This window comes from Vreelandella sp. 21, assembly GCF_050995515.1.
Taxonomy (GTDB): domain Bacteria; phylum Pseudomonadota; class Gammaproteobacteria; order Pseudomonadales; family Halomonadaceae; genus Vreelandella; species Vreelandella alkaliphila.
On the sequence record NZ_CP194673.1, the window covers coordinates 2162640 to 2173693 of the forward strand.

Consider the following 11054-nt stretch of genomic DNA (forward strand, 5'->3'; position numbering starts at 1 on the left):
CCACTGCTATCGAGCCACAAAACTGGGCAAGTTTAACACATTTGATTACCAGCACACGCCAAGCTGTTAACGTAGGATTTTGCCGCCATACCCGCTTAGCCGTACAATGCCGCATTCAACGCTAGTTTAAGCGCTACGTTACTAAACGATTAAGCATCACCCCTACCAACAAGGAATGCTCACGCCCATGCGCGCCAGCCAATTATTGATTGCGACATTAAAAGAAACCCCGGCCGACGCTGAAGTCATCAGCCACCAGTTAATGCTGCGCGCCGGTATGATCCGTCGTCTTACCTCCGGCCTCTATACGTGGCTGCCGCTTGGCCTACGCACGCTGCGTAAGGTTGAAGCCATTGTCCGCGAAGAGATGAACCGTGCCGGCGCTCAGGAAGTATTAATGCCCGCCGTGCAACCTGCTGACCTATGGCAAGAGTCTGGCCGTTGGGAGCAGTACGGTCCGGAGCTACTACGCCTGAAAGATCGCCACGAGCGTGACTACTGCGTAGGCCCGACCCATGAAGAAGTCATTACCGATTTGGTGCGCAAAGAGATTGCCAGCTACAAGCAGTTGCCGGTTAATTTTTACCAAATCCAAACCAAGTTCCGTGACGAGATTCGCCCGCGCTTTGGGGTGATGCGTTCTCGCGAATTCATTATGAAGGATGCTTACTCCTTCCACCTGGACGAAGCCTCCCTCAAAGAGACTTACCAGACGATGTATGATGCCTATACACGCATCTTCACCCGCCTGGGTCTCGATTTCCGTCCTGTGATTGCTGATAACGGCTCAATTGGCGGCACTGGTTCTCACGAATTCCACGTGCTAGCAGAATCCGGCGAAGATGATATCGTGTTCTCCAACGCCTCCGATTACGCCGCTAATATGGAAAAAGCTGAGGCTCTGCCCGCGCCGCTAGGCAGCAACGCCGAGCGTGCAGCCCCCAGCGAAGAGATGCACCTGGTCGATACGCCCAACGCTAAGACAATTGCCGCCCTGGTAGAGCAGCATGGCCTGCCGATTGAGAAAACCATCAAGACACTGATGGTGCATGCCGCTGAAGGTGGTTTGATTGCCCTGCTAATCCGTGGTGACCATGAGCTTAATGAAGTCAAAGCTGAAAACCTGCCCCAGGTAGCCGCCCCGCTTACCATGGCAAACGAAGAAGAAATTCGCGCCGTGGTTGGCGCTGGCCCAGGCTCACTTGGTCCAGTTGGCCTAAACATGCCGATCATTATTGATCACAGCGTGGCGCTTATGAGTGACTTTAGTGCGGGTGCAAACATCGATGGCAAGCACTATTTCGGTATTAACTGGGAGCGTGACGTGGCGCTGCCCCAAGTTGCCGATCTACGTAACGTTGTCGAAGGTGACCCTTCGCCAGACGGCAAAGGCACGCTGTCTATCAAGCGCGGCATTGAAGTGGGCCATGTCTTCCAGCTTGGACAAAAGTACTCCGAAGCAATGAACGCGACGGTGCTGGGCGACAACGGCAAAACCAGCCATCCGTGGATGGGCTGCTATGGTATCGGTGTTACCCGCGTGGTCGCTGCCGCCATTGAGCAAAACCACGATGATTCAGGCATTACCTGGCCAAACGCTATCGCACCGTTCCAAGTGGCATTGGTGCCGATGAATGCCCACAAATCACAACGTGTGCGTGAAGAGTCCGAACGTCTCTATCAAGCGCTAACAGCCGCAGGCTTAGATGTACTGCTTGATGACCGCGACACGCGTCCCGGCGTCAAGTTTGCTGACCTGGAGCTTATGGGAGTGCCTCACCGTTTAGTGATTGGTGATCGTGGCTTGGATAACGGCGAACTGGAATACAAAGGCCGCAGGGACAGCGAAGCCACCATGGTTCCTGCTGACACAATTGTTGATTTCCTACGCGAAAAAGCAGGACTGATCAGCGCATAACCGTTTATAACGGCCACGACTAGAACTGCATCGTGGCCAATAAAAGAGACACTGGCAGGCATCATCAGTTAGGTTGCCTCGCCAGTGCCAGCGCTAATCGGCGACAGGCTGCACTAATCCCAAGCTGACTAATTGGCCCAATAACTGGCAGATATCTCGCTTGACACTTTGCCTGCTAGCGCCAACAAAAAAAGCCATCAAGGTATCAATAATTTCATCTTGGCATAGAGCCTCATGCTGCAGCAGTACCCACAAGGCTCTACTCGTCACATTCAAACGATGAATTTCGCCGCCCTCTTTAGCAATGACGAACAGCTCTTCACCCAGTGGAAACTCGTGAGCCACCGGACTGATTTGCCACCTGCGCGCGTCGTTTGCTGCCAGCACCTGACTCTGTTTGAACGCCTCCGGCTCAGTTTGACGACGACACGGATTCGTCGCCACAGCACCGTCAAGAAACCCATCGCTATCTATCTCAGTTGCCAGCCACGTTGCCGCTTCGTAAGCATCTCGGTAACGCATTAAAAAACACGGTAAATCTTTTAAGAGTGGCAAAAAGCGCTCAATCAACGTTTGATCCGACTCATGCTCGGCGAAATTCTGCTGCAACAACTGCCATAACCCATCTCCCGGCTGCAGACGAACCAGCTGTGGCTCACTGATCGATTCATCGCGTTCAATAAGCAGTACGGCGCCTAGCGGACAACGCATCCCATGCGATGCCAACTGCTGCTCATTTAACGCCAGATAGCCATAGCGATCATCATGAGGCCCTAGGTGGTTGGCAACAAACTGATGGAACTCAGACGCAAGAGTCTCTGGCAACGGCAAGCGCAGCCTAGGTGCAACGCCCAGCGCGACCCCTTCACCACAGCTAGTGAGTGCCAGCACATCATCGCCAAACACCCGATAACCCGCCGCGGCGAACGCCGCCGTGAGAGTACTTTTTCCCGCTCGATGACTATCCGGAAATATTACTAGCTGTTGATTAACCTCTACCGCCCCACAGTGAAGCCCAATATGCTCAGGATGATGTCGAAGATAAGCACCCGCTAAATCAGCAATCACGCTGCATGCGGTTCCTGCTGGTGTATCTAATAGCATGCCTCCTGGCAGGGCCGGCGCTTCCTGCCAGTAACCATTAGGATGCCGCCAAACACAAATAGAAGGTGCGGGCTGCTGAACCTCACAGGGCGTTAGCCGCCACCCAGGCATGGCTTGATGAATTACTGGTAGCAGGTCCTGTGCATCATTCAAGCGTATGCAAGGGCCAACATTTTCCAACGCATAATCGACAGCAATCGATGTAGTAGACATGGCACCTACCCCTACCAGCGAGGTAATAAGCGGCTTATGCGAATCTCAATCACAGCGTCTCCATCCCAACGGGAGCGCTGTGGGCGAGCGTAGGAAGGACGTGAATAATGGGGACGTGAATGACTGGGTTTAGAATAACGGGGTCTTGAATAGCTGGGTCTTGAATAGCTGGGCCGCGAGTAACGTGAACGGGAATGGTGATGTTCGCGCGCTTCAGCTTGCCCCATGGAAAACAGCGTAGGGGCAACGTAAAGTGCAGCGGCGCCAAGGCCTAAACTTGCTAACACTTGTCGGCGTGAACGCCGTTTATTCAGCAGGGAATCGGCTTCATTGCTCATATCAGCACTCCGGATTAATCGCTAGAAAGGTTATGAAACACTGTTTTAAAAACAATCCTAGCCCCGAAGTACACATCAAACCACTGACTGAGCGTCACTTTCCCATTGTTTACTTTTTTTAACTATACTTCAGCGTTTTGTGAAAACATTATGCAGCTGCAGTAATTTGCCAATCATTACGGCCTGCGCTCTTTACTCGGTAAAGCGCCTTATCAGCAGCTTTGTAGGCATCTGGAAAGGTGGCTTCCCCTGCGGTAAAGCGCACTGCCCCAATACTCAAGGTGACCCTTTCATTATGCGGATGCGCAGGGTGTTTGAAATCAGCCTGCTCTAAAACAGACGTCAATTGATCACAGTAGCCAATCAATAACGCGTCATTATCACAAGGCAATACTGCGGCAAACTCATCCCCGCCTAATCGGTACAGTTTTGCTTTTGCTCCAAGTACATATTTCAATAGACTGGCTAGGCGCCGTAACAGTTGATCACCCTCTGGATGCCCCAATGAATCGTTGTACTGCTTAAAGAAGTCGATATCGACCAAGATCAAAGCAAGCGCAGCCCCTTTTTTGGCAGCGACATCCTGATGAAGCGCACTGCGGTTACCTATCCCCGTCAGCGGATCGCGCATCGCATGCTGCATCCAGGCTAGGGTTTGCTTAGTAGCGCGCTCTGTACGCCGCAACTGACGCTCATGCATTCCCCAAAACAGCAACCCTAGTGCAAAAATCACCATACTCGAATAGGTGAGAATCTGATTATGCCGCCGGGTGTTTTCAGAAAACTCATTAATTGCCATACCACGCAGGTCGAGCTGGTTCATCTCAATGTTTGTTAAACAATCAATTGGACCCAACAATTCAGCTGCGGCATCAAACGGCGTCACGGCATTTTCTTTAAGGCGCTCTGTTAGTAAATTGAGGGTTTGTAAACTCGGCTGGGTACAGCTGTACCTTTGACGATATACCTCGACATCAATTAGCCCATAGGCAAGATCGAGATTAAGCCTAACCATTTGTCGTTGTTCATCATCAAAGGGCTGTTTGCCTAACAAATGTTGCTGGGCAAGCTGTAAATATCCCCGTGACCTGGTGGCCAATTGCTGCCCTGTCAAATTGCCTGTTTGGCTGAAGTAAGCCTGTATTTCGGGATATACCCAGCGCGCCTCATAAACAATAACCACCATCAATGCCATAAAACTCATGAGGCTCAATGATAACCACGTTACATAGCGGCGCTTCCTCGCTAAAGGAGCGGGTGGTGGCAGTGGTACGGCAGGTGGAGAAGGGGGCGGCTTAGTGATCACCAACGGGCCTCAATACTTCGAATCATCCATATCCAGTCATTGAATTCACGTAAATTTTTGATATCACGCTGATCATTATAAGCCTGATCAACCAGCCGCAATGGCCCTCGCGAACGCAATGTGAGTAGCTCTCCATCCTCTTCCGTAACCATTAACCACTTGGGATCATCCCAGCCACCTAACGTCACTTCGTAATCATCCCATGTCGTAAAGTGCAATGCGGGGGGAACTTCGCCAAACTGATTAATTAGAAAGCGACGGAACTCAAGTCCGTGCATATCTACTTCTCGCCCTTGAAAAGGATCAAATATTGACAAGGTAATCGTAGACTGTTGACGCAACTCGTTAAGAGAGAGCGCTGTGGTTTTCTCACCATTAATTACGCTTAATGCCTGAGCATAGACCGGCATTGATAGCCAGCTAAGTAATAGTAGGATGCAGGCAACAATGGCTTTGGGATAATGATAAGCGCAACAGCGTATGACAACGATTAAATTAACAGCATTCATGGCAAATGGCTTCCTAGCGGTACAATGCCTTATTGTGCTGCCAGATACTTTACCAGACGGTTAATGCGAATACTCGGAAACAGTTTTTAATCAACAAAAAAAGCCGGCCCAAATGGGCCGGCAACAGGAAGCTCGTTGTTAAAAGCAAGCTCCCTCCCCTGACGACGGTCACCACAACGGCGTTAATGCTTTTTACGTTCATCCTTACGGAGGTGGTCGCGTACAATAAAACCTACCCAACCAATCATAAAAGCAATCATTAACGCGACAGTAACTAGACCGAAAATAACAGCATCATCCCAGTACATGGTGATCCCCTCCTGCCGTGATGTATGACACCATCCTAGTGCGTTAATCGCGGCAGGAAGCTGACCTGGGTCAAGCTTTTCAGCGGGGTTATTTGCGGCCTGTCAGGAACTTGATATGGGTCATTTTTTAGCGCTCAAAACTGACAGCTAAAGGACTTTTCGATCTTCTACTTTGCTGTGTTCGGTTCCCGGCGGTAGAGGGTGGCCTTTCGCCAGCTCTGCACGGGTTGCATCACGCACATCCAGCACGTTGACTTGATAGCGAAGCGTGTGGCCTGCCAGCGGATGATTTGTATCGACCGTTACCATGTCCCCATCAATACTCATCACCGTGACAATTTGCGGGCCTGCTTCACCTTCTGTTTGGAAACGGCTACCTGGTTCAAGTGCTGCGCTGCCAAATGAGGCACGACTCACTTGTTGCACCAAGTCTTCATTACGGATGCCGTAGGCATCAGCAGGCGCAAGCGTGACACGCAGCTCATCTCCAGCGGCTTTATCTTCCAGAGCACTCTCTAAACCGGGCAAAATATTATCGTGTCCATGAAGGTACTCTAAGGGCTTATCACGCGCGTTGGAGTCATCTAGCACGCGGGTACTGCCATCGCTAAGCACATCGCTTAACACGTAGTGTAAAGTGACTACTTGATGGGCTGTAATCGACATTGAAAACTCCTCTCCGGTAAGCTATCGGCTTTGTCATGGATATCAGGCCTAGTCTACCACTGAGCGGTTTTTAGCGGGCCTCGATGCAGACGTTTTCTTTCCTGGAGTGTTAACCAACATGCCCACCCCTACTCCCCAGCGCAGCTGGCTGGATGCGCTAGGTATTTACTGTCGTGCACCTGTCATCACCATGCTGTTTCTAGGTTTTTCAGCAGGCTTACCTTTTTTGCTGGTGTTTTCCACTCTCTCTGCATGGCTACGCAGTGACGGCGTTGAAGTAGCCGCTATTGGCTTCTTCGCCTGGATTGGCATGCTCTACTCAATCAAGTTTTTTTGGGCGCCTATCGTTGACCGGCTTGCCCTGCCAATCCTGACCCGCACGCTTGGCCAGCGACGTGGCTGGATGCTGCTTGCCCAGGGGATGATTGCGGCAGGGCTAATTGGCTTAGCGGGAGTCAGTCCCGTAGGCAACTTAGGCTGGGTAGCAGCCTTTGCGCTGCTGATAGCCTTTGGTTCGGCCACCCAAGATATCGCCATTGACGCGTATCGCATCGAATCCGCAGATGACGATGTACAAGCAGCGATGGCCTCTACTTACATTATCGGTTACCGCGGTGGGCTATTAGCGGCAGGTGCCGGGGCGCTGTATGTGGCATCAGCGATTTCCTGGAACGCAGCGTATCTCTGCATGGCTGCGCTTGTGGGCATTGGCGTGCTCACCGTGCTGATTCGACCTGAACCAAAGCGCGCATCGTTGACGGTTCAGCTCATTCACGAACCCAAGGTACGCGCATTCATTCGTGCCAGCCGTGGCCAGCCAAAAGTTTTGCGACGTCTAGGTGCTTGGGTGATTGGTGCCATTGTGTGCCCTTTTACCGACTTCTTCCGCCGCTACGGGGTGAAGGCGTTGGGCATTTTAGTGTTTATCGCGGTGTTCCGAATTAGCGACCTTGCCATGGCCTCTATGGCAAATCCGCTGTATATCGATTTAGGCTTTTCACTGGCCACCATCGCCAACGTCACCAATATTTTTGGTATTGCCATGAGTATAACGGGGGGCATTCTTGGCGGCTTGCTGGTTGCTCGCTACGGCATTGGGCCACTGCTGGTCATTGGCGCAGGCTTTGTCATGGTGACCAACCTGCTGTTTGCCGCGTTAGCGTTGATAGGCAACCAACTCCCCATGCTGGTCGTCACCATTATTGGCGATAATCTTGCCAATGGCTTAGCCAGCGCTGTCTTTATCGCGTTTCTTTCCAGCTTAACGTCGCGGGCTTATACCGCCACCCAATACGCACTGTTTTCGTCGCTAATGACGTTACCAGGGAAGTTTCTGAGCGGTTTTGGCGGGCTGGTTGTCACGGCTCAGGGATACGCCACTTTCTTCGTAGTGGCCACTCTGCTCGGTTTACCCGCCATTCTGCTAGCCATCTGGATCAGCCGAGATAAGCAGTTGGTGCCTACCCCAGTGATCGCAGAGGCAAAATAAAGTTAGCGGTGATCCGCTAACCACGCCAGCGCGCCTGGTGTGGTACGCCACTGGTCACGCATCAAGGTACGATACTGCCACGCTTCCGCACGGGAGCCAGGATCGACTTGCCCATCCGCGTGAGGCATTGAAGGCCGCGGGTTCTCGGCACATAACAGCTCAATCGCATAGCGATTATGAGCGACCACATCCGCCAACGCTGCTTCAGCGGCATCGTGCTTTTCCAATCGATACAGCGCCAGCGTACGGCCCATTAATAAACCCAACTCTAAAGAGCCATCATCTTTTTGGGGCTCATCAGTAAGCGCTAGCGCTTCTTCATTGCGGTCATCACGCAGCAATTGATCAAGTACTAACTCTCTTAAGCCAAGGCTATCTTCCTGGTCTATGGCTAGCAGCTCTTCAGCCAACTCGCGGGAGTGCTGGCGCGCTCCGCGCTCCATGCCCACCACCAGCGCAAGGCCGGTGCGCAGCAGCATGGCGTTATCGGCGTCGTCCCAACACAAGCTGCCGTCACCAGCTGCACGGGCCTGCTCAAGCCAGCGAGAAAGGCGCAGTGCCAGCGGTTCCAGCAGGCTCGGCGCCATCCATGGCAGGCTACCAAAGCGGCTGGTCAGTGCTAACGTTACATCTTGCACTACCTGGGGGGCATCTAACCATTCTGGGTGAGCACATAGCTCAGACATCCACTCTATCGCGTTGCCCCACGGATCATCGCGAAAGCCCAAGGCGACCTCTTCATCGACCATGACCTGAAACTGTTCGTGCCAAGCCGCAAACAGGGTTTCTTCACGAGCAGTGGTGGTGTAGTGCAACCTACCGGAATCGGCATCTTGTTCAATGGTCAGCTTCGGTGCGATTGGGAGTGCAGCCAACAGCGCCTGTAGCGATACTAGCGGCGTCGCCATATCTTCTTCGGCGCTCAACAACTGATCGGCCAAAGTGGCACCAGGATTTTCAGCCAGCGCTGCCAGGAATTCGAGCTGCTCTTCATCCAAGTCGCCCTGGCGAACCAAGCGGCGGTACCAGAAGTTAGCTCGCTCTTTGGCCTCTTCCTCATGACCTTCATGCAGCAGCAACATGGCTTCAATGTAGGCTAGCGTCGGTGAATCCGGTAGTGCCTGCTGGGCTTTTACGAACGCAGCGCGGGCGCTGTCCAAGTCGTCGTTATCCAGGTGCATGAGGCACAACCGCTCAAGCGCCACGCCGCGCAAAAACAGTGGGCCGCGCTCCATAACATCATCAAGCAGGTCAGCACGCTTGCGGGTAAACCCACGCTCTTGATAGATATCTAACAGAATTTCAAACGCAGGCTCGGCCTGCTCCGGCAAGCGCGACCAATCACTACCGTCGAACAGTGACTCAAGAATCTGCATTGAACGACCGGTTTGACCGCTTTCAGCAGCAATTAGCCCGGCTTCTAATAACGCCTGGGCAGGTGCTTGCTGACTTTCCAGCGCTGCTTTCAACGTAGCACCTTTCCACTCACGCAGGGAAAGCATCCACATCATCTGCTCAGGAATATCCGTGGGGAAGTCAACGCGGTAGCAGCACTGTTTGAATTTACGCCCTGAATCACACCAGCAAGGCTCGTTACGCCCTGGTGTGGCCAATGGTTCGTTCGCAAAATTAAGCCGCTCTAGCGGCGTTTGCGACCATAAAATAGGCGCAAGCGCCTGGGCAGTTGCCACATCGCCATTAAACGAATCTGCGCCTTCGGCACGTACCCAGGTCATAAAATCGGGGTAGTGTTCCTGTTTCCTAATTGCCGAGAGTGCCCCAGAGGCAAATCCCAGCAGTTGATCGACCCATACCGCCAGCATTGCCGTCTCCACTGTCTTCAAAACGCGATTGAAAAGCGCAATAGTCTAGCATGACAGGCAGCTCTCCCGCAGCGGCAATTAGTTAGGGTCTACGCGCCCAGGCTAGCAGCGGCTCGGTGCGCGTATGCATATCCAGACGCGCTTTCAGACGTACCAAGTTCCAATAGTGCCCATTCAGCGCCCGGGAGAGCAGCAAGGTATCCGCAGGCGGTTGCAGCCGATCCATGGCAGCCCACACTTTGGGCGTTAGCTCGCGCAGGCGGCGGTGTACCCGCACATCGCTGAAATCCTGCTCACCAGGGAAAAATAGTGGCGACACGCACTCAGCGGACTCTCGATAAAGTGCCAGCGGCGCACCCTGCCCCTGGCGGCCGCCCATTTTCATTAACGCATCATCCATTGCCATCGGGTCTTGCGCCAAGGTGGCGTCTAATAGCTGCATCATGGCTTTTAGACGCGCTTCGGGCACAGGTATGACCGCACCAAAATCGTAGATGACCAAGCGCCCTTCAGCATCCGCCGCAAAGTTACCGGCGTGGGGGTCGGCATGCAGCTCACCGTAGGTAAACAGCTCCTCGGTAATCCAATCAGCCAACGCCACGGCCACTTTCTGACGAGTGCCATCATCGGTGCTTTCTAAATCCCGCAGCGGTGTACCGTCTACAAAGCGCATAGCAAGGACATGCTGGCCAGATAGCTCAAAAAGTGGTTCGGGTATGACCAACTGAGGGTTATCCTGATACCGCTCGCGATAGCGAGCCAGCGCCCGTGCTTCGGCGTGATAATCCAGCTCTTCACGCAGCCCCGCCGCCATCTCTTCAAACAGCGCATCCAAGCGCGCTTGAGGCACTTTGAACCAGCGGCCCAAGCTCATGATCCGTTTGACCTGCTTAAGATCGCTTTCCAACACATCCGCAAGTCCAGGGTACTGCACTTTCAGCACCACGGTTTCACCTGCATGAGTTACTGCTTTATGCACCTGCCCCATGGAAGCACTGGCAAACGGACGCTCTTCTATATCGCTAAAGTACTGATCAATATCGCCGTACTGCAGTAGCAACGCTTCATGGATACGCGGCCAAGGCATTGGCTCTGCTTGACGCTGCAAGCGAGCAAGCTCATTAGCTAGGTCTGGGGGCAGCAGGTCATCCCACTGGGACATAATTTGCGCTAGCTTCATGGCCGGACCTTTCAGCTCCGAAAGCCCTTCAAACAGCGCTTCACCAAGCGCCCGCCAATCAGCTTGACCACCTAGACGAGTTTTCAGCAGCGCCCCGCCAGTGCGGGCACCCAGACCCAATAAACGTCGTGTTCTGCCGCGCTCGCGCATGGAAATCGCCTCATTAATTGCTTTTTGACAGCTTACTCAATTTGTTAATT

Annotated in this window: 9 protein-coding genes; 2 read left to right on the forward strand and 7 right to left on the reverse strand. The window is 53.0% G+C overall.

The genetic code is table 11. The annotated features are described in order from the left end of the window. Positions 1 to 187 precede the first annotated feature (187 nt). Positions 188 to 1918 (forward strand): proline--tRNA ligase, encoded by a 1731-nt coding sequence (locus ACN06F_RS10200; protein ID WP_433923850.1) that lies wholly within the window; start codon positions 188 to 190, stop codon positions 1916 to 1918. Between the two features lie 93 nt (positions 1919 to 2011). Here the strand turns inward: ACN06F_RS10200 and ACN06F_RS10205 are convergent, their stop codons facing one another. The 5 genes from ACN06F_RS10205 to ACN06F_RS10225 form a co-directional block, all read right to left on the reverse strand. Next, positions 2012 to 3235: a PqqD family protein gene (locus ACN06F_RS10205; protein ID WP_433923851.1), complete on the reverse strand. Its 1224-nt coding sequence runs from the start codon at positions 3233 to 3235 to the stop codon at positions 2012 to 2014. 486 nt (positions 3236 to 3721) lie between these two features. Further along, positions 3722 to 4777 (reverse strand): GGDEF domain-containing protein, encoded by a 1056-nt coding sequence (locus tag ACN06F_RS10210; protein WP_095603076.1) that lies wholly within the window; start codon positions 4775 to 4777, stop codon positions 3722 to 3724. A gap of 98 nt (positions 4778 to 4875) precedes the next feature. After that, a complete protein-coding gene (locus tag ACN06F_RS10215; protein ID WP_120386848.1) occupies positions 4876 to 5388 on the reverse strand; it encodes a hypothetical protein in 513 nt (170 codons plus the stop codon). 182 nt (positions 5389 to 5570) lie between these two features. Then, positions 5571 to 5696, reverse strand: coding sequence for a cytochrome c oxidase subunit CcoM (ccoM, locus tag ACN06F_RS10220; protein WP_267900570.1), 126 nt, complete (start codon positions 5694 to 5696; stop codon positions 5571 to 5573). Positions 5697 to 5843: 147 nt separating this feature from the next. After that, positions 5844 to 6362 (reverse strand): FKBP-type peptidyl-prolyl cis-trans isomerase, encoded by a 519-nt coding sequence (locus ACN06F_RS10225; protein ID WP_095603078.1) that lies wholly within the window; start codon positions 6360 to 6362, stop codon positions 5844 to 5846. A 118-nt stretch (positions 6363 to 6480) separates the two neighbouring features. On the opposite strand from ACN06F_RS10225, the gene ACN06F_RS10230 reads away from it, so the two are divergent. Further along, positions 6481 to 7851, forward strand: coding sequence for an AmpG family muropeptide MFS transporter (locus tag ACN06F_RS10230; RefSeq protein WP_120386846.1), 1371 nt, complete (start codon positions 6481 to 6483; stop codon positions 7849 to 7851). A 2-nt stretch (positions 7852 to 7853) separates the two neighbouring features. On the opposite strand, the gene ACN06F_RS10235 is transcribed toward ACN06F_RS10230, so the two are convergent. Continuing rightward, positions 7854 to 9674: an SEC-C domain-containing protein gene (locus ACN06F_RS10235; RefSeq protein WP_038485004.1), complete on the reverse strand. Its 1821-nt coding sequence runs from the start codon at positions 9672 to 9674 to the stop codon at positions 7854 to 7856. Between the two features lie 82 nt (positions 9675 to 9756). Further along, positions 9757 to 11004 (reverse strand): ABC1 kinase family protein, encoded by a 1248-nt coding sequence (locus tag ACN06F_RS10240; RefSeq protein ID WP_433923852.1) that lies wholly within the window; start codon positions 11002 to 11004, stop codon positions 9757 to 9759. Between the last annotated feature and the right edge of the window lie 50 nt (positions 11005 to 11054).

Excerpts from the sequence above, each read along its gene's own strand:
- ACN06F_RS10200 (WP_433923850.1), top strand. The coding sequence starts at position 188 with ATGCGCGCCAGCCAATTATTGATTGCGACATTAAAAGAAACCCCGGCC.
- ccoM (WP_267900570.1), bottom strand. The coding sequence starts at position 5,696 with ATGTACTGGGATGATGCTGTTATTTTCGGTCTAGTTACTGTCGCGTTA.
- ACN06F_RS10210 (WP_095603076.1), bottom strand. The coding sequence starts at position 4,777 with ATGAGTTTTATGGCATTGATGGTGGTTATTGTTTATGAGGCGCGCTGG.
- ACN06F_RS10235 (WP_038485004.1), bottom strand. The coding sequence starts at position 9,674 with ATGCTGGCGGTATGGGTCGATCAACTGCTGGGATTTGCCTCTGGGGCA.
- ACN06F_RS10215 (WP_120386848.1), bottom strand. The coding sequence starts at position 5,388 with ATGAATGCTGTTAATTTAATCGTTGTCATACGCTGTTGCGCTTATCAT.
- ACN06F_RS10230 (WP_120386846.1), top strand. The coding sequence starts at position 6,481 with ATGCCCACCCCTACTCCCCAGCGCAGCTGGCTGGATGCGCTAGGTATT.
- ACN06F_RS10205 (WP_433923851.1), bottom strand. The coding sequence starts at position 3,235 with ATGTCTACTACATCGATTGCTGTCGATTATGCGTTGGAAAATGTTGGC.
- ACN06F_RS10225 (WP_095603078.1), bottom strand. The coding sequence starts at position 6,362 with ATGTCGATTACAGCCCATCAAGTAGTCACTTTACACTACGTGTTAAGC.
- ACN06F_RS10240 (WP_433923852.1), bottom strand. The coding sequence starts at position 11,004 with ATGCGCGAGCGCGGCAGAACACGACGTTTATTGGGTCTGGGTGCCCGC.